We start from the raw sequence: 18,878 nt of genomic DNA, 5'->3' as shown, positions 1-18,878 counted from the left end.
AATTCTACCACAAAATTCGCCAAAATATTTTATAATTTCTTTTATGAAATACACAGAACTTTTACAATTGCAAACTTTTTTTTCTCGGTTTAAAAAAATCGATTTTATCAAGCGTATCAATGACAATATTTTGGAATTAAGCTTTGATAGAGAAAGATTTATTTTTGATCTTACTCGTGCAATGAGTGCGATTTATACGGCTAAATTTAATGCAAAAAATTATAATGCACCTTTTGATTTTATGCTTAAAAAGTATTTTAGCAATGCTTTTATAAAGGAAGTTAAAGTCCTTGAAGGCAATCGTATTTTATGTTTTAGTGTAAAAGCTAATAAGGCTTATAAAAGCTATGAGAGCAAGATTTATTTTGAATTTACGGGTAAAAATACCAATGTTATTCTTACAGATAAAAAAAAATTGATCATAGAGGCTTTAAGACACATTGATAAAAGTTATCGTGTTGTAAAACCTAATGTGATTTTAGAGTCTTTAAAGCCTTATAAAATGGATGAAAATTTTGAGGAAATCAAAGACTTTGCAGATTATTTTTCTCGCAAATTTACAAGTATTTATGAGAGTAAAATCAAACAAATAAAAAATTTAAAACTTGCACAAGTAGATAAAAAAATACAAAATTTACAAGAACTTTTTTCTAGTTTAGATGAAGAAAATTCTTTACTCTTAAAAGCTTTAGAATACAGAAAAAGGGCTGATGTATTGTTTGCAAATTTGAGTGTTTTAAAAGATTATGAAAGGGAATTTAAGCTTGATGATTTTGAAGGCAAAGAGCTTGAATTTAAGCTTGAATTTAATCCTAAGCAAAGCGCTAATTTATATTATAAAAATGCTAAAAAATTAGAACAAAAAGCTAAAAATTTAAACATACAAAGACAAAATTTAAAAGAAAAGTTAGATTTTACCTTGAGTTTGAAAGAATTATTGCTTCAAGCTAAGAGTGAGATAGAGCTTGAAATTTTACTACCTAAAAAAAATAGCAAAAAAAATCAAGATCATAAACAAGAAGATCTTGTGGCAAATTTTTATTTTAACGAGTTTAAAATTTGCGTGGGTAAAAATGAAAAAGGCAATGAATTTTTACTTAAAAATGCTAAAAAAGATGATTTGTGGCTTCATGTAAGGGATATTCCTAGCGCACATACTTTGATTGTATCAAACAAGCAAAAAATCAGCCTCGATGTGATAGAATTTGCTGCAAGGCTTTGTGTAAGCTTTTCTAAGTTAAAGAAAGGTTCGTATTGGGTCGATTATACCTTAAAAAATTTTGTCAAGGTTCAGCAAAAGGCGTTTGTAAATTATACAAATTTTAAAAGTATTAATATCACAAAGGATTAAAATGCCAGTTAGCCCTTTAGGAAGTATCAATTATATAAATCAGAATATGGCTTATCCAGCTACACAAGCAAGCAATGAGCTTGCAAAAGAAGGTTTTGCAGCTACGCTAAATATGGCTGAATTTAATGAAAAAGAAAAAACTTTGAACAAGCTTGAAAAAGTCAATGAGACTCATGAAATCAAAGAAGAGATCAAAGAAAAAGCCGAACAAGAAGAAAAAAAGAAAAAACACAATCAAGAAGCTAAAACCAGCGATGATGAGAAAAATGAAGAAGATGAGTCTAAAGATCCAAATTTTAAAGACGCACAAAGCATTCATCGCTTAGATATTAGTATATAAGGAAAAATATGTTTAATACAACTAGAATTATTTCAGCTCTTGTGATGATAGGGGCTATTATTATTATCGCGTTGATTGATCAATTTTTTATCAATTTTATCGTTTTTGCGGTTTTATTGTATCTATCTTTTAGTGAAGCAAAAAAACTTTTTGCTTTAGAAAATATCTCTATTATCCCTTTGGCTATAGCTTTTATTTTGGGAAGTTTGTCGCATAAAGCTTTGCTTTTTGGGATTTTAGCTTTGTTATTAGTCGTTGGATATTTGGTTTATAAAAAGGCTTCCTTAAAACCAGCTCTTATTTATATTTATCCTAGTTTGCCTATTTTAGCACTTTGGCAAGTGTATTTAGATCAGGGTATGTTTGCACTTTTTTGGCTTATCATTATCGTTGCAGCTTGTGATAGTGGGGCGTATTTTATCGGAAAACTTATGGGTAAAACTCCTTTTTCTCCAACAAGTCCAAACAAAACCTTAGAAGGTGTTATAGGTGGCTTGATTTGTGCGAGTGTTATTGGAACTATTTTGGGAGTTTTTGTTTATAGTTTTTGGCTTTCTTTGCTTTGTTCGTTTTTTGTAGCGATTTTTGCAGTGATTGGAGATTTTCTTGAGAGTTATTTTAAAAGAGAAGCAGGTGTAAAAGATAGTGGAGATCTTATCCCTGGTCATGGGGGCGTGCTCGATAGGATCGATGCGGTGATCATTGCTGCTTTTGTGATGGTTGCTCTTTTATGATACTTTTTGGAAGCACGGGCAGCATAGGAGTAAACGCTCTTAAACTTGCTGCTTTAAAAAACATTCGTATTTCTGCTTTAGCTTGTGGGGATAACATCGCTCTTTTAAATGAGCAAATCGCAAGGTTTAAACCCAAATTTGTTGCCATAAAAGATTCAAAAAATAAGCATTTAGTTAAACACGATAGAGTTTTTATAGGGCAAGAAGGTTTAGAGCAAATTTTAACAGAATGTCAAGACAAACTTTTACTCAATGCCATTGTAGGTTTTGCAGGACTTAAAAGCACTTTAAAGGCTAAAGAGCTTGGCAAAAACATAGCTTTAGCTAACAAAGAAAGTCTTGTAGTAGCTGGGAGTTTTTTGAAAGGGGCTAAATTTTTACCCGTTGATAGTGAGCATGCAGCTTTAAAATTTTTACTCGAAGGTAAAAAAAATATAGCAAAACTTTATATCACAGCAAGCGGCGGAGCTTTTTATAAGTATAAAATCAAAGATTTAAATCAAGTCAGTGTCAAAGATGCTTTAAAACATCCTAATTGGAACATGGGAGCAAAGATCACTATAGATAGTGCGACTATGGCAAATAAGCTTTTTGAGATTATAGAGGCTTATCATTTATATGATTTTAAAGAAATTGATGCTTTAATAGAACCAAGATCTTTAGTGCATGCAATGTGTGAATTTAAAAATGGAGCTAGCACGGCGTATTTTTCAAAAGCAGATATGAAACTAGCTATTTCAGATGCTATATTTGAAAAACAAGATACGCCTATTTTAGAGGCTGTTGATTTTAGTAAAATACCTGCTTTAAAATTTCATCCAATCAGCACAAAAAAATATCCTATTTTTAAGCTTAAAAATACATTTTTAAAAGAGCCAAATTTAGGTGTTATCATCAATGCTGCTAATGAAGTTGGTGTTTATAATTTTTTAGAAAATAAAAGTGGATTTTTAGATATCACTAAATGCATTTTTAAAGCCCTTGATCATTTTGGAGTGCCTAAAATTTCAAGTATAGAAGAGGTTTTTGAGTATGATTTTAAAACAAGAGAGTATTTAAGGAGTTAAAATGAAAATTTTTTTAACAATTTTATTTTTTATAACAAGCATTTTTGCTTTAGAGCTAGACTTTAGCGTAGGAGAAAATGGAAAAAGTCTAGATGATAATAATACAGTTTTAATTTTTGGTGGAATTCAAGGTGATGAGCCTGGTGGATTTCATGCGGCAAGTTTGCTTTTGAGTGATTATAATATCACCAAGGGTAAGATTATAGTGGCTCCAAATTTAGCTTTTGATAGCATTATCAAGCGTTCGCGTGGGAATAATGGGGATTTAAACCGTAAATTTGCAAACATTAGCCCAAAAGATCCTGATTATAAAACCGTTCAACGCATTAAAGAGCTTATTTTACTTCCTGAAGTTAGTATGGTGATCAATCTTCACGATGGTTGGGGTTTTTATAAACCCACTTATATCGATGCGATGCAAAATCCTAAGCGTTGGGGAAATTCAAGCGTGATTGATACAAGCGAAATCAATGCAAGCAAATACCCTGATCTTGAAAATATCGCCACTCAAACCGTAAATAGTGTCAATTCTTCACTTGCTGATCCAAAGCATGCTTATCATCTTAAAAACACCAAAACCCAAGAGCTTGGCGATACGGAAATGCTTAAAGCTTTAACTTATTTTGTGATTTCAAATCACAAAGCCGCTTTTGCAAATGAAGCAAGTAAAAATCTGCCTGTAAATTTAAGAGCTTATTATCATCTTTTGGCAATTGAAAATTATTTAAAAACCGCAGGAATTGAATTTAGCAGAGATTTCGAACTCACTCCGCAAGGAGTTGATAAAGCCATAAATAAAGAGCTTGAAGTAAAACTTTTTGATGATAGAATTTTACTTTCTTTAAAAAATCCAAGAAAGGTTATCAACTATGTGCCTTTTCCGGTAAATAAAGAGTTAAATTATAACACAAGCAATGAACTTACGGCTGTTATCGCAGAAGGAAATTCTTTTTATATCCAATATGGCAATCGTTTTCAAACAAGATTATATCCTGAGTATTTAGAATTTAGCGATGCTTTTAATGAAGTAACTTTTCAAGTTGATGGCAATGAAACCACAGTTCCTTTTGGAACCAAGGTAAAAGTAAAAGAGAATTTTCTTATTCCAAAGATAGCTAATGTGCGCGTAAATATCATAGGCTTTGATCACTCAAAAGATGAAAGTGGTATTTTAGTTCATAAAAAAAATATGCAAACACAATATTCTTTAGATATGGCAGGTAAAATTTATAGAGTGGAATTTTATGAGTTAAGAGGGGCGAATTTGCAACAACTTTTAGAAGCAAATACCAATAGCAAGTTGATCAAAAATGCTAAAAATTTGGATTTAAACACTCTTAAAATGGCAAGATCAAAAGATAAATTCTTAGGTTCTATTTTAGTGGAATTTGAATGAAAAATCTTATCCTAGCTATAGAAAGTTCTTGTGATGATAGTTCTATAGCTATCATTGATAAAAACACCTTAGAATGTAAATTTCATAAAAAAATTTCCCAAGAATTAGATCATAGTATCTATGGGGGAGTGGTACCTGAACTTGCTGCAAGACTTCATAGCGAGGCTTTACCAAAGATACTTAAGCAATGTAAAGAGTATTTTAAAAATCTTTGTGCCATAGCTGTGACAAATGAACCTGGACTTAGTGTTTCTTTGCTCAGTGGAATTTCTATGGCAAAAACCTTAGCAAGTGCTCTAAATTTACCCTTAATCCCTATAAATCATCTTAAAGGTCATATTTATAGTCTTTTTTTGGAAGAAAAAATTTCTTTAGATATGGGAATTTTGCTTGTTAGTGGTGGGCATACCATGGTGCTTTATCTTAAAGATGATGCAAGCTTAGAGCTTTTAGCAAGTACAAATGATGATAGCTTTGGAGAAAGTTTTGATAAAGTGGCTAAAATGATGAATTTAGGTTATCCTGGTGGGGTCATCATAGAAAATTTAGCAAAAAACGCCAAACTTAAAAATATCTCTTTTAATATACCTTTAAAGTATTCTAAAGAACTTGCTTTCAGTTTTTCAGGGCTTAAAAATGCAGTGCGTTTGGAAATTTTAAAGCATGAAAATTTAAATGAAGACACAAAAGCAGAAATAGCTTATGCCTTTGAAAATACAGCTTGTGATCATATCATGGATAAATTAGAAAAAATTTTTAATCTTTATAAATTTAAAAATTTTGGCGTTGTAGGTGGAGCTAGTGCAAATCTTAACTTGCGTTCGCGTTTGCAAAATTTATGTCAAAAATATAATATAAATTTAAAACTAGCTCCTTTAAAATTCTGCTCTGATAATGCTTTGATGATAGCAAGAGCTGCGGTTGATGCTTATGAAAAAAAGGAATTTGTAAGCATAGAAGAAGATATTTTAAGCCCTAAAAATAAAAATTTTTCAAGGATATAAATGAAAAAAGCTTTTACCATATTAGAACTTGTTTTTGTGATTGTTATTTTAGGAATTTTAGCCGCTATTGCTTTACCAAAAATGAGTTCAAGTAAGGATGAAGCTGAAGTTAGTAAGTCTTTAAATAACCTTAAAACTTTGATCAACGATATAAGCATTTATACTTTAAAAAATGATCATTTAAGCTCTATAAAAACGATGAGTAATGTAAGCGGGGTTGAAAATGTTGATCTTAGTAATTTTAACGGTATAAAAGAAGTAAATTTTCGCGTAGGTGATGATAAAGAATGCTTAAAACTTGTTTTTATAAATAAAGCTGATTTTATACTCATGGGAATTTCAAGCAATGAAGCAAGTAAAAATACTATCATCAACGCAGCCAATCAAAGCCATGAAGATTTAGAAAATATAGACTTTACAAGCTCTTCTAGTAATAAAGCTTGTGTGATTTTAAGTAAGAATGAAAATTTTAAAAACCTAGCGAGTAAAACTTATCTTTTAATAGGGGGAATGTAATGATAGTGAGTAAAGCTTATGAGATTGACTCTTGTGATGATGTAGAGCTTGGTATAAAAAGAGAATCAAAGCTTGAATTTAAGCTTTGGTATGATGATGAAAAAACACCTGAAGCCTTGGTGTTTGTGGTGCAAGGAGTGGGTGCGGATTGTAATGATGTATATTTAAAATTTATCGTAGAGTATTTGCTTAAAAATTTTAATTTAGCTTTTGTTGGAGTAAATTATCATTGTATTGGCAATCGTCCTCAAACTGGATCAACTTTTTATTTAGATGATATAGACAAGCTTATTTTAAAAGCAAGTTGTGAAGCTGCGGATATCAAGCTTCCTTATGATGTTGATAAAATTCAAGATTATAAACAAATGAGTGAAATTTTTCATTTTGTAAATAATCAAATGGTTGAAGGCAAGCAAAAAGGTAATTTTACACCAAATTATTTTTTAAATTTACATGTGAGTTTGCAACCTGCAAAAAACGAATATCAAAATTTTGGGATTATGCAAGCTCAAGATCTTTTAAATGTTGCACTTTACCTTAAAAAACATGCTCCTTTTGATACTATGGGGGGGGGTATACCAGTTATTATGATAGGTAGTTCTCATGGGGGATATTTAGCACATTTGGCAGCTAAGATTGCACCTTGGTTGGTAGATGGGGTGATAGATAATTCTAGTGGTGCTAAGTTTTTATGGAGAGTTGTAGGTTTTGGAAAGGAAATAGATTTTATGCAGTATAGCGAATTTGCTACTTTTGATTTTTTTCATCATATTAAAACACATTGTTCGACAAAAACTTTTTGGACAAGTAATTCTTCGTCGCCTCGTTTTTTTTCTCCCGCAAGAAGAAAAATTCGAAATCTTTTAGAGGAAGATCATCTTTTAGAACAATCAAAATGTTTAAAAACTTGCTTTATAAGTTATCATTCATTATATGATGAGTATGTTTCTTTAAAAGAAAAAACTATGCTTTATAAAGAGCTTGAGAAACTTGGTTTTGATGCAACTTTGCATTCTATTACTAAAGAATCTCAAGTTGATGGAAAATTTATTAAAAACTTAAATCACGGCATGGGAATTCCAGTAAAACTTTTGATTAAGAAAGAACTTCCTTTAATGCTAGAAAAAATAAAACAAAATCCAAAAAAAGATTGTAAAGAAAAATACATCTCTTATCCTTGTGAGGATTTGTTGTATAAATTTAGCGAAAAAGATGACAAAATATTGTTAAAGATAGATAAAATTTAAGGAAACCCAATGACCATACTAGAAAAAAACATACAAGCTTTATTAAGTGGGGTAAATGAACCCTTAGGAAATAAACTTTTAAATTTCATACAAAATAAAACTTGTTCTCGTTTTAGTATAGATGAAAATTTAAATATCTATGATAAAACTCATAATGTTTTCATGTATGAAAATTTAGAAGAAGAATTAAATTTTTTCTATCAAAGTATTTTAGAAAAAACTCATAGATATCCTTTTGTATGTATTTATGGTATAGGCAATGCTTTGCTTATTAAAAATTTATCCAAACACTATAAACATCTTTTTGTATTTGAAAGTGAAATCGAACTTTTTATCCTAGCTTTAAGCACGATAGATTTGAGTGAGGAACTTTGTAGTGGAAAAATTTATCTTGTAGATATCAAAGAAGAAAGAGTGGATATTCAACTACTTATACTTTTTGATATGAAAGATATGTTTGAGTATCTAAGTTTATATGAAATGTTTGTAAATAATGTTTATTATAAAAAGTTTTATGAAGATATTTGGCATAAAGCAAATGAGCTTTGTGAAAAAAATATCAAAATTGTTATAAGGAATTTAGGTTTAAATTTAACAATTTCTTTTCAGTGTTATTCTCATCTTTTGCAAAATATCCCTTCTATGCTTGGAAGTATTCCTTTTCAAAGAATCTTAAGCGAAAGAAAAAACAAATTTGACAATGCTATAGTAGTTTCTGCAGGACCAAGCTTAGCCAAACAACTTTCTTTGCTTAAAGCTTATCAAGATAAAGCGGTGATCTTTTGTGCAGATGGGGCTTTAAGTATGCTTGAAAAAGAAGGTATAATACCTGATTATGTTACTAATTTAGATTGTAGGGATTTGGCAATGAAATTTTTTCAAAATAAAGAAAATAAAACTTCTTTAAATGTGCTTTCATGTGCTACTCATCCTAGTTTGGTTTGTTGTTTGGATAATAAAAGCGTAGTTTTAAGAGAGGATCCCTTATATCAACGCTTTAACCTTAATGACTTTGGTTATATAGATACGGGTACTCATGTAAGTCATTTTTCTTATACTTTAGCTTTAGCTTTAGGATTTAAAAATATCATCATGATAGGACAAGATTTAGCTTTTGATGAAGAAGGAAATTCTCATTCAAAAGGTTTTAGTTACGGGGAAAAATATGAAGGAGGAGCTAATATAGATAAATTTAAAATCCCTGCCTATGCAGGTAAAGGAGAAGTTTTAACTCATATTGCATGGAATGATTATCGTATAAAATTAGAATACCTTTTTGCTTGCAACGAACAAAAAGCAAAGTTTTACAATGCTACTGAAGGTGGAGCAAGGATTAATTTCACTGAAGAACTTTCCTTTAAAGAATGTTGTGAAAAACTCCTTACAAAAGAAAAACCCAAATTTGAACTTCCAAAAAGTTTAACTAAAAATAGAAGTGATAAACTCCTAGTTAAATTCAAAGAAAAAATACAAAAAGATCAAGAAAATGCCAAAAGATTTTTAGACGATGCCTTAGCTTTAAAACAAATTTTAGAAAATATACTCAGTAAAGATTTTATCTTGCCTTTGGAATTTTTAGAAAAAGTCTATCAAAACATAGAAAATTTTAATCACTCTTTAGATACAGATGAGTTTATACAGGATGGTATTTTAAAAGCAGTGATGTATGAGCGAGGGCTTAAGACAAGTTTAGTTTATAAAGAAAATATTGTAGATAATGCTAGTTTCATCACAGCTTATATTAAAGCTTACCATGAATGGTTGCTTTATTTTATGGAAAAATTAGAGCAAAGAATAAATATTATCATCGATTCTTTTAAGGAACTTCCATGAATTTGCTAGAAAAAAACATACAAGCTTTATTAAGTGGGGTAAATGAACCCTTAGGAAATAAACTTTTAAATTTCATACAAAATAAAACTTGTTCTCGTTTTAGTATAGATGAAAATTTAAATATCTATGATAAAACTCATAATGTTTTCATGTATGAAAATTTAGAAGAAGAATTAAATTTTTTCTATCAAAGTATTTTAGAAAAAACTCATAGATATCCTTTTGTATGTATTTATGGTATAGGCAATGCTTTGCTTATTAAAAATTTATCCAAACACTATAAACATCTTTTTGTATTTGAAAGTGAAATCGAACTTTTTATCCTAGCTTTAAGCACGATAGATTTGAGTGAGGAGTTGAAAGTTTATAAGGTTGTATTATTTGACTGTGTTGCAAAGGGTTTAGAAATTCAAATTGCTATGATTTTTGATCAGCAAAGTATTTTAGAGTGTTTAAGTTTATATGAAATGTTTATTAGCTCGCATTATTATCTTAAATACTATGAAGCTTCTATTTTATTTGTAAATGAACTTTGTATTAAAAGTGCAAGTGTAGCAATAAGAAATGCAGATATTACATGTTTTTTACCTTTGCTAACACATGGACAGTTTTTGCAAAATATCCCTTCTATGCTTGGAAGTATTCCTTTTCAAAGAATCTTAAGCGAAAGAAAAAACAAATTTGACAATGCTATAGTAGTTTCTGCAGGACCAAGCTTAGCCAAACAACTTTCTTTGCTTAAAGCTTATCAAGATAAAGCGGTGATCTTTTGTGCAGATGGGGCTTTAAGTATGCTTGAAAAAGAAGGTATAATACCTGATTATGTTACTAATTTAGATTGTAGGGATTTGGCAATGAAATTTTTTCAAAATAAAGAAAATTTAAAACAAAGCATCATTGCTCTTGAGTGTGCCACGCATCCTAATGTTGTGCGTAGTTTAAAGGCTGAAAATTGTATGATTATTTTAAGAAATAAAGCTTTATATCAACGCTTTAACCTTAATGACTTTGGTTATATAGATACGGGTACTCATGTAAGTCATTTTTCTTATACTTTAGCTTTAGCTTTAGGATTTAAAAATATCATCATGATAGGACAAGATTTAGCTTTTGATGAAGAAGGAAATTCTCATTCAAAAGGTTTTAGTTACGGGGAAAAATATGAAGGAGGAGCTAATATAGATAAATTTAAAATCCCTGCCTATGCAGGTAAAGGAGAAGTTTTAACTCATATTGCATGGAATGATTATCGTATAAAATTAGAATACCTTTTTGCTTGCAACGAACAAAAAGCAAAGTTTTACAATGCTACTGAAGGTGGAGCAAGGATTAATTTCACTGAAGAACTTTCCTTTAAAGAATGTTGTGAAAAACTCCTTACAAAAGAAAAACCCAAATTTGAACTTCCAAAAAGTTTAACTAAAAATAGAAGTGATAAACTCCTAGTTAAATTCAAAGAAAAAATACAAAAAGATCAAGAAAATGCCAAAAGATTTTTAGACGATGCCTTAGCTTTAAAACAAATTTTAGAAAATATACTCAGTAAAGATTTTATCTTGCCTTTGGAATTTTTAGAAAAAGTCTATCAAAACATAGAAAATTTTAATCACTCTTTAGATACAGATGAGTTTATACAGGATGAAGTTTTAAGAGGAGCTTTTGCTTATCGTGGAAAATTAATTTCCGATGTATTAAAACTTCATATAAAAGATGAAACACATTTTATCACAGCCTATATCAAAGCTTACCATGAATGGTTGCTTTATTTTATAGAAAAGTTAGAACAAAAATACAAGTCTTTGTCAAAAGTATGAAATTTTATTACTAAAGTATAAAATATTTTTTTGATTGCACGATATAGCATTTAACAAGTTCATGGATGAGCTTGAAAATTTTTAAAAGGATTTAAAATGGGATTTCGTATTAACACCAATGTTGCAGCTTTAAATGCTAAAGCAAACGCTGATTTAAATAGTAAAAGTTTAGATGCTTCTTTAAGCAGACTTAGTTCAGGTCTTAGAATTAACTCCGCAGCAGATGATGCTTCAGGGATGGCGATAGCAGATAGTTTAAGATCTCAAGCTAATACTTTAGGTCAAGCTATATCTAATGGTAATGATGCTTTAGGTATCTTACAAACTGCTGATAAGGCTATGGATGAGCAACTTAAAATCTTAGATACAATCAAAACTAAGGCAACTCAAGCAGCTCAAGATGGACAAAGTTTAAAAACAAGAACTATGCTTCAAGCAGATATCAACCGTTTAATGGAAGAACTTGACAATATCGCAAATACTACTTCATTTAACGGTAAACAACTTTTAAGTGGAAATTTTATCAATCAAGAATTTCAAATCGGTGCGAGTTCAAATCAAACTATAAAAGCTACTATAGGAGCAACTCAGTCTTCTAAAATCGGTTTAACACGCTTTGAAACAGGAGGAAGAATTTCATCTAGTGGCGAAGTGCAATTTACTCTTAAAAACTACAACGGTATAGATGATTTTAAGTTTCAAAAAGTTGTGATTTCAACTTCAGTTGGAACAGGACTTGGAGCCTTGGCAGATGAGATCAATAAAAATGCTGATAAAACCGGTGTTAGAGCTACTTTTACAGTAGAAACTAGAGGTATGGCTGCAGTTAGAGCCGGAACTACTTCAAATGACTTTGCTATCAATGGGGTAACTATAGGTAAAGTAGATTATAAGGATGGTGATGCCAATGGATCTTTGGTTTCTGCAATCAATTCAGTTAAAGATACTACCGGAGTTGAAGCTTCAATCGATGCTAATGGACAACTTTTGCTTACTTCAAGAGAAGGTAGAGGGATTAAAATTGATGGTGATATAGGCGGGGGTGCTTTTATCAATGCCAATATGAAAGAAAATTATGGCCGCTTGTCTTTAGTTAAAAACGATGGTAAGGATATTTTAGTAAGTGGTACAGGATTAACTGCTGCAGGATTTGGTGCAAATAGTTTTATTTCTCAAGCTTCTGTTTCTTTAAGAGAATCAAAAGGACAAATTGATGCTAATATCGCTGATGCTATGGGATTTGGTTCTGTAAATAAAGGTGTTGTGATAGGTGGTTTTTCTTCTGTTTCTGCTTATATGAGTAGTGCAGGAAGTGGATTTTCAGCAGGTTCAGGTTATTCTATAGGTAGTAGTAAGGGTTATTCTGCTATACTTACTGCTAATGCAACAGTTATATCAACTGCATCTGCAGCTTCTAGGGTATATAATGTTTCTTCTGGTTCTGGTTTTTCAGTTGGGTCAAATTTATCACAATTTGCAACCATGAAAACTTCAGTTCTTGGAGTAAAAGATGAAACCGCAGGTGTTACCACACTTAAGGGTGCTATGGCAGTGATGGACATAGCTGAAACGGCTATAACAAATCTTGATCAAATCAGAGCTGACATTGGTTCAGTGCAAAATCAAGTTACATCAACTATAAACAACATTACCGTTACTCAGGTAAACGTTAAAGCAGCTGAGTCACAAATCCGTGATGTAGACTTTGCAGCCGAGAGTGCAAACTACTCTAAAGCAAATATCTTAGCTCAAAGTGGCTCTTATGCCATGGCACAGGCTAATTCTGTTCAACAAAATGTTTTAAGATTGCTACAGTAGTTTACAAAAGCTGCAATATATATAAATCCAAGCCTAGTTTAAACTAGGCTTTTTTTATTTTAAACTCTAGAATTTTTAATTAAACTAAAACTTGGAACACTTCTTGCTTTAATCTTTTCGATGCAATATTTTGAAAGGATTTAAAATGGGTTTTAGGATAAACACCAACATCGGTGCATTAAACGCACATGCAAATTCAGTTGTTAATGCTAGAGAGCTGGATAAGTCTTTAAGCAGACTTAGTTCAGGTCTTAGAATCAACTCCGCAGCAGATGATGCTTCAGGGATGGCTATAGCAGATTCTTTGCGTTCACAAGCAGCTACTTTAGGTCAAGCTATAAACAATGGTAATGATGCTATAGGTATCTTACAAACTGCTGATAAGGCTATGGATGAGCAACTTAAAATCTTAGATACAATCAAAACTAAGGCAACTCAAGCAGCTCAAGATGGACAAAGTTTAAAAACAAGAACTATGCTTCAAGCAGATATCAACCGTTTAATGGAAGAACTTGACAATATCGCAAATACTACTTCATTTAACGGTAAACAACTTTTAAGTGGAAATTTTATCAATCAAGAATTTCAAATCGGTGCGAGTTCAAATCAAACTATAAAAGCTACTATAGGAGCAACTCAGTCTTCTAAAATCGGTTTAACACGCTTTGAAACAGGAGGAAGAATTTCATCTAGTGGCGAAGTGCAATTTACTCTTAAAAACTACAACGGTATAGATGATTTTAAGTTTCAAAAAGTTGTGATTTCAACTTCAGTTGGAACAGGACTTGGAGCCTTGGCAGAAGAGATCAATAAAAGTGCTGATAAAACCGGTGTTAGAGCTACTTTTACAGTAGAAACTAGAGGTATGGCTGCAGTTAGAGCCGGAACTACTTCAAATGACTTTGCTATCAATGGGGTAACTATAGGTCAAGTAGCCTATGAAGATGGTGATGGAAACGGTGCTTTGGTCGCTGCAATTAACTCAGTTAAAGATACTACCGGAGTTGAAGCTTCAATCGATGCTAATGGACAACTTTTGCTTACTTCAAGAGAAGGTAGAGGGATTAAAATTGATGGTGATATAGGCGGGGGTGCTTTTATCAATGCCAATATGAAAGAAAATTATGGCCGCTTGTCTTTAGTTAAAAACGATGGTAAGGATATTTTAGTAAGTGGTACAGGATTAACTGCTGCAGGATTTGGTGCAAATAGTTTTATTTCTCAAGCTTCTGTTTCTTTAAGAGAATCAAAAGGAAGATTTGATGCTAATATCGCTGATGCTATGGGATTTGGTTCTGTAAATAAAGGTGTTGTGATAGGTGGTTTTTCTTCTGTTTCTGCTTATATGAGTAGTGCAGGAAGTGGATTTTCAGCAGGTTCAGGTTATTCTATAGGTAGTAGTAAGGGTTATTCTGCTATACTTACTGCTAATGCAACAGTTATATCAACTGCATCTGCAGCTTCTAGGGTATATAATGTTTCTTCTGGTTCTGGTTTTTCAGTTGGGTCAAATTTATCACAATTTGCAACCATGAAAACTTCAGTTCTTGGAGTAAAAGATGAAACCGCAGGTGTTACCACACTTAAGGGTGCTATGGCAGTGATGGACATAGCTGAAACGGCTACAACAAATCTTGATCAAATCAGAGCTGACATTGGTTCAGTACAAAATCAACTTCAAGTTACTATAAACAACATTACCGTAACTCAGGTAAACGTTAAAGCAGCTGAATCAACCATAAGAGATGTGGACTTTGCAGCCGAGAGTGCAAATTTTTCTAAATATAATATCCTTGCACAGTCAGGTTCTTATGCTATGAGTCAAGCTAATGCTGTTCAACAAAATGTTTTAAAACTTCTTCAATAATTTCTTAGATGCTTTTATGCATCTAAGCTTTTAAAGTGCTTTTTTCTTTTCTAAAAAGTCTTGCAAAGGTAAAATAGCGATTTTAAGTCTTTTGTCTTGAGCTTCTAAAAGTTCTATGATATTTTCCATCAAAGATTCATGCGCATAAATCCAAGCAAAAAGTTTATTTTGTTTATCGGAGTCATCTTTGATATCTTTAAGATATAAAGGCGTTAATATACTTTGTTCGTGATGTAAAGTAGGGCCTAAAATTTCTTGCAAAAAGAGATATTTTTTATTTGAAAGTTTTTCTTTGATTTTGTCTATATTTTGATTTATTTGTTCAAGAGAGAGTTTGTTCTTTCCATGGGTAAGATTGTGAATTTGTTTTTGAACTTTTTTACACTCTTTTTTAAAATTCAAGGATAAATTCATATTTTTTTTGATTTTTTGATAGATTTTTAATCCGAGTTTTACTTGTTCTTTAGTATTTAAAACTTGTAATTTTTTAAATTTTTTATCTTTTTTATTTTTGAGTAAATCTTCGCAAAGTTCTTTAAAAGGTTTTTCTATAGCGCTTTCTATCCTAGCACCTCCTTCAGTGCAATTATAAGTTTTACTTTTGCTAAAAGCAATGAAATTTTCAAAAATTTGTCTAAAAAGTGTCCAAATTTCAGAACTTTGAACTTTGCCATTTCCTCCATAAGCTGTAGTGCTAAATTTATCTAAGTCCCTTTCATAGTCTCCATTGTGTAAATTAGCATGGATAAAACCTTGAGAGTGTGTTTGTCCATCTTTGGCATAAGCTAAATCCTGACCTATGAGAATGATGTTTTTATGTCCTAAATTTTCAGCCAGTTCATAAGCCATGTGAGATACACTCATACCTCCGTTAATATATCCATAATTATCTAGTTCCAAGTATCTAGCAAAAGGCTGGCCTTTTATAATTAAAATGTATTTTCTTTGATTTTTTTCAAGATAAGAAATGGTTTTTTTATGCACCAAAGAAGCTATTAGAAAAATGATGTCTTTATCAAAATCTTTAAAATCATTATTAAAACATTCAGCTACTATTTCATCGCGTTCCAACATACAAACATAATCAGGCTTTATACCATGTTTAGCTAAAATAGGATAAGAAGAATCTGCACAAAAAATTGTAGCTTTATTAGCATATTTTTTTAACAAAGGAAGTTGTTTAGTAAGAGATGGTCCTGTAGAAACAATGATAGCTGTATCACTTATACCCTTTCTTTTAGAAAGTAATTCTTTATAACTAGGATGGGTAATCATTTGAGGAAGATTATAAACAAATTGCTCTATGCCTTGAAGAGCATCTTTTGGATCATTACCATGCATAAGATTGTGATTTTTGATGGTTTGCATATTGAGTTTATTAAGTTTTAAAATATCTTCTTTATAGTGTTCATAAAAATCATTGGCAATGTGTAGGTTATAAGAACGATAAAACAAATCTCCTATCAAACGAAAAACTTTATCCATTTTAGGAAGATTAATATCATCATGATGTAAAATAATGAGTCGCCCTAAGCTTAAATCTTTGCTAAAATCTATGAAATTTAAAGCCAAAAAGATAAGTTCTAATTCTTTTTCAAAGATGATTATTCTTTTAAGTGCTTGATTTTGAAGTAGAATTTTATATAAAATTCCATTTCCAAAACCATAAAAAAAAAGCACAGGATAGCGTGTAAAATCTTTAAAATATTCTAAATTTTTTTCAAGTTCTTTGATGGGATCTTGATACATTTTTTTTAAATTGCTTTTTTTTATGATATTGATATCAAGATTATCTTTTCCTTGAGTGAAAGTAAATTCTCTAAGCTCTTTTAGATCCTCAAGTTTTTTGCGTAAGTTGTTATACTCAAAACCGCTCAAAGCTTTTAAATTTTTGTTAAAATTATTTTCTTCTTTCACCTTCTCACCCTTTCCATCCATTTATCTAATTTTCTTTCTTTAAGTTTTTCTTCTAAAGGAAGTATATTTTTTATCAAAGCATTTTCTTGTGCTTTAATATGTCCATAAACTAATTCCATAAATTCTAAATGTTCTTTTATCCAAAGAATGCTTTTATTAAAAGCATCTTCTTTGGTTTTAGGATTTAAAACATAAATTCTAGCAAGATTAAGTTCAAATTGAGTTAGTAAGGGACCTAAAATTTGTATCAAATCTTTTTGAGTATTGTAAAGTTCATCTATTTGAGTTTTGGTTTTATCTATATCTTGAATAATTTCTTGAATAAAAATTTCATTTTTTTGAGAATTTTGTAAACTCATAAAAGAGTTTTTTATTTTATCATAAACTTTAATAAAATTATCGTTAAAATCTCTACAATGTTTAATACTTTGATAAACTTTATAATAAGCCTTAAGTAAAAACTCATTTTGTTTATTTAAACTTAAAGGTTCTAATTTTTCAAAAGGTTTATTTAAATCTTTATCAAGTAAATTCTTACAAGCCCATAAAAAAGGTTTTTCTATGGTTACTTCTATCCTTGCTCCACCTTCGGTACAGTTGTAGGTGGTGATGTGATAATTCATTTTTATATTGACTATATCTTTTTCAAAGTTATGTCTAAAAAGTGTCCAAATTTCAGAACTTTGAACTTTTCCATTTCCTCCATAAGCTGTAGTGCTAAATTTATCTAAGTCCCTTTTATAGTCTCCATTGTGTAAATTAGCATGGATAAAACCTTGAGAGTGTGTTTGCCCATCTTTGGCATAAGCTAAATCCTGACCTATGAGAATGATGTTTTTGTATTTTAGATGAATGGTTAATAAAAAATTCATATGTGCTACGCTAAATCCCATATTAAAATATCCAAAATAATCTAATTTTAAATATTGTATAAAGCTTGCATAGGTGGATACAAGTATAAAAACTCTATTATTTTTTTGAAGATATTTAATAGTGTGAGGATGTGTAACAGATTTAACAATAAACACAATATCCTTATCAAATTCCCCAAAATCATTATTAAAACATTCAGCTACTATTTCATCGCGTTCCAACATGCAAACATAATCAGGCTTGATACCATGTTTAGCTAAAATAGGATAAGCACTATCGGCACAAAAAATCGTAGCTTTGCTAGCATACTTTTTTAACAAAGGAAGTTGTTTAGTAAGAGATGGTCCTGTAGAAACAATAATAGCTGTATCACTTAAATTTTTTCTTTTAGAAAGTAATTCTTTATAACTAGGATGGGTAATCATTTGAGGAAGATTATAAACAAATTGCTCTATACCTTGAAGAGCATCAAGAGGATCATTACCATGAGAAACAATAGAATTTTTAAAATTTTCTGCTAATTTTTTATTCAATCCTAAAATATCTTCATGAAATCTTTCATAATAATGACTCATCAGTTCTAAAAAATAAATTCTAGAAAATTGAAAGAAAGGTTTGCTAGAGCAAAAATTAGAAAAAAATTCTATATCCAAAGAACTTGTTTGCAAAATCATCAATCTTGAATTTTGTAATTCATTTGAAAAATCTAAGATATGAAACATCACCCAAATGATTTCTATATCTTTTTCAAAAACCACAATATGTTGATGATTTTTATTTTGCAATAAAGCTTTAAATAAAATTCCATTTCCAAAACCATAAAAATATAATACAGGATAAAGTAGATATTTATCATTATAAGTATTTAGCATAGTTTGCAATTCTTTAATGGAATCTTGATAAAGTAAATTTTCATTATACCCCCCCCCATTATTTTTTATACTTGTATCTTTTAAATTGATATCTAGATTATCTTTACCTAAGATAAGTTCAAATTTACTTGATTTAATTTCTTTTAAACTTTCTTTTAAAAGAATATTACTTAAAGCCTCAATGTTTTTGTTAAAGAGTTCTTTTTGGGTAGGGGTGAAGGTCATTGGA

14 protein-coding genes are annotated in these 18,878 nt (G+C 30.4%); 12 read left to right on the top strand and 2 right to left on the bottom strand.

All coding sequences use genetic code 11. From position 1 onward, the window contains the following. The first annotated feature begins 43 nt into the window (after positions 1-43). From FBF22_RS06530 to FBF22_RS06475, 12 genes are all read left to right on the top strand, one after another. Complete coding sequence (locus FBF22_RS06530; RefSeq protein ID WP_002884176.1) at positions 44-1,351, top strand: NFACT family protein; 1,308 nt, start codon at positions 44-46, stop codon at positions 1,349-1,351. Position 1,352: 1 nt separating this feature from the next. Continuing rightward, a complete protein-coding gene (locus FBF22_RS06525; protein WP_002875268.1) occupies positions 1,353-1,691 on the top strand; it encodes a hypothetical protein in 339 nt (112 codons plus the stop codon). Between the two features lie 8 nt (positions 1,692-1,699). After that, on the top strand, positions 1,700-2,425 hold the full coding sequence (locus FBF22_RS06520) for a phosphatidate cytidylyltransferase (RefSeq protein ID WP_002884177.1): 726 nt from the start codon (positions 1,700-1,702) through the stop codon (positions 2,423-2,425). Further along, positions 2,422-3,492 (top strand): 1-deoxy-D-xylulose-5-phosphate reductoisomerase, encoded by a 1,071-nt coding sequence (gene dxr, locus FBF22_RS06515; RefSeq protein ID WP_002884178.1) that lies wholly within the window; start codon positions 2,422-2,424, stop codon positions 3,490-3,492. Before FBF22_RS06520 ends, dxr begins: the two co-directional genes overlap by 4 nt. 1 nt (position 3,493) lies before the next feature. Further along, on the top strand, positions 3,494-4,888 hold the full coding sequence (locus FBF22_RS06510) for a M99 family carboxypeptidase catalytic domain-containing protein (RefSeq protein WP_002853606.1): 1,395 nt from the start codon (positions 3,494-3,496) through the stop codon (positions 4,886-4,888). Then, a complete protein-coding gene (gene tsaD / locus FBF22_RS06505; RefSeq protein ID WP_002884179.1) occupies positions 4,885-5,892 on the top strand; it encodes a tRNA (adenosine(37)-N6)-threonylcarbamoyltransferase complex transferase subunit TsaD in 1,008 nt (335 codons plus the stop codon). The genes FBF22_RS06510 and tsaD overlap by 4 nt, the downstream gene beginning before the upstream one ends. Beyond that, positions 5,893-6,408, top strand: coding sequence for a prepilin-type N-terminal cleavage/methylation domain-containing protein (locus FBF22_RS06500; RefSeq protein ID WP_165433262.1), 516 nt, complete (start codon positions 5,893-5,895; stop codon positions 6,406-6,408). Next, positions 6,408-7,655 (top strand): DUF2920 family protein, encoded by a 1,248-nt coding sequence (locus FBF22_RS06495; protein WP_002896074.1) that lies wholly within the window; start codon positions 6,408-6,410, stop codon positions 7,653-7,655. Before FBF22_RS06500 ends, FBF22_RS06495 begins: the two co-directional genes overlap by 1 nt. Positions 7,656-7,664: 9 nt before the next feature. Beyond that, positions 7,665-9,488: a motility associated factor glycosyltransferase family protein gene (locus FBF22_RS06490; protein WP_052777759.1), complete on the top strand. Its 1,824-nt coding sequence runs from the start codon at positions 7,665-7,667 to the stop codon at positions 9,486-9,488. Continuing rightward, positions 9,485-11,302: a motility associated factor glycosyltransferase family protein gene (locus FBF22_RS06485; RefSeq protein ID WP_168940559.1), complete on the top strand. Its 1,818-nt coding sequence runs from the start codon at positions 9,485-9,487 to the stop codon at positions 11,300-11,302. Before FBF22_RS06490 ends, FBF22_RS06485 begins: the two co-directional genes overlap by 4 nt. Before the next feature lie 96 nt (positions 11,303-11,398). Continuing rightward, positions 11,399-13,120, top strand: a complete 1,722-nt coding sequence (locus FBF22_RS06480) for a flagellin A (protein WP_126681072.1) — start codon at positions 11,399-11,401, stop codon at positions 13,118-13,120. A 145-nt stretch (positions 13,121-13,265) separates the two neighbouring features. Then, positions 13,266-14,987 (top strand): flagellin A, encoded by a 1,722-nt coding sequence (locus tag FBF22_RS06475; RefSeq protein WP_168940558.1) that lies wholly within the window; start codon positions 13,266-13,268, stop codon positions 14,985-14,987. 30 nt (positions 14,988-15,017) lie between these two features. Here FBF22_RS06475 and FBF22_RS06470 read toward each other — a convergent pair whose 3' ends face one another. After that, a complete protein-coding gene (locus tag FBF22_RS06470; protein ID WP_079716833.1) occupies positions 15,018-16,904 on the bottom strand; it encodes a motility associated factor glycosyltransferase family protein in 1,887 nt (628 codons plus the stop codon). Then, positions 16,901-18,874, bottom strand: coding sequence for a motility associated factor glycosyltransferase family protein (locus tag FBF22_RS06465; RefSeq protein ID WP_168940557.1), 1,974 nt, complete (start codon positions 18,872-18,874; stop codon positions 16,901-16,903). The genes FBF22_RS06470 and FBF22_RS06465 overlap by 4 nt, the downstream gene beginning before the upstream one ends. Between the last annotated feature and the right edge of the window lie 4 nt (positions 18,875-18,878).

It is taken from the genome of Campylobacter sp. CFSAN093260, from assembly GCF_012890095.1.
GTDB classification, from domain to species: Bacteria; Campylobacterota; Campylobacteria; order Campylobacterales; family Campylobacteraceae; genus Campylobacter_D; species Campylobacter_D jejuni.
This window is presented reverse-complemented; position numbering and strand designations above follow the sequence as displayed.

Bases quoted from the DNA above. Each gene is read 5' to 3' on its own strand.
- FBF22_RS06495 (WP_002896074.1), top strand. From the start codon at position 6,408: ATGATAGTGAGTAAAGCTTATGAGATTGACTCTTGTGATGATGTAGAG.
- FBF22_RS06530 (WP_002884176.1), top strand. From the start codon at position 44: ATGAAATACACAGAACTTTTACAATTGCAAACTTTTTTTTCTCGGTTT.
- FBF22_RS06480 (WP_126681072.1), top strand. From the start codon at position 11,399: ATGGGATTTCGTATTAACACCAATGTTGCAGCTTTAAATGCTAAAGCA.
- FBF22_RS06500 (WP_165433262.1), top strand. From the start codon at position 5,893: ATGAAAAAAGCTTTTACCATATTAGAACTTGTTTTTGTGATTGTTATT.
- FBF22_RS06475 (WP_168940558.1), top strand. From the start codon at position 13,266: ATGGGTTTTAGGATAAACACCAACATCGGTGCATTAAACGCACATGCA.
- dxr (WP_002884178.1), top strand. From the start codon at position 2,422: ATGATACTTTTTGGAAGCACGGGCAGCATAGGAGTAAACGCTCTTAAA.
- tsaD (WP_002884179.1), top strand. From the start codon at position 4,885: ATGAAAAATCTTATCCTAGCTATAGAAAGTTCTTGTGATGATAGTTCT.
- FBF22_RS06465 (WP_168940557.1), bottom strand. From the start codon at position 18,874: ATGACCTTCACCCCTACCCAAAAAGAACTCTTTAACAAAAACATTGAG.
- FBF22_RS06485 (WP_168940559.1), top strand. From the start codon at position 9,485: ATGAATTTGCTAGAAAAAAACATACAAGCTTTATTAAGTGGGGTAAAT.
- FBF22_RS06525 (WP_002875268.1), top strand. From the start codon at position 1,353: ATGCCAGTTAGCCCTTTAGGAAGTATCAATTATATAAATCAGAATATG.
- FBF22_RS06510 (WP_002853606.1), top strand. From the start codon at position 3,494: ATGAAAATTTTTTTAACAATTTTATTTTTTATAACAAGCATTTTTGCT.
- FBF22_RS06520 (WP_002884177.1), top strand. From the start codon at position 1,700: ATGTTTAATACAACTAGAATTATTTCAGCTCTTGTGATGATAGGGGCT.
- FBF22_RS06490 (WP_052777759.1), top strand. From the start codon at position 7,665: ATGACCATACTAGAAAAAAACATACAAGCTTTATTAAGTGGGGTAAAT.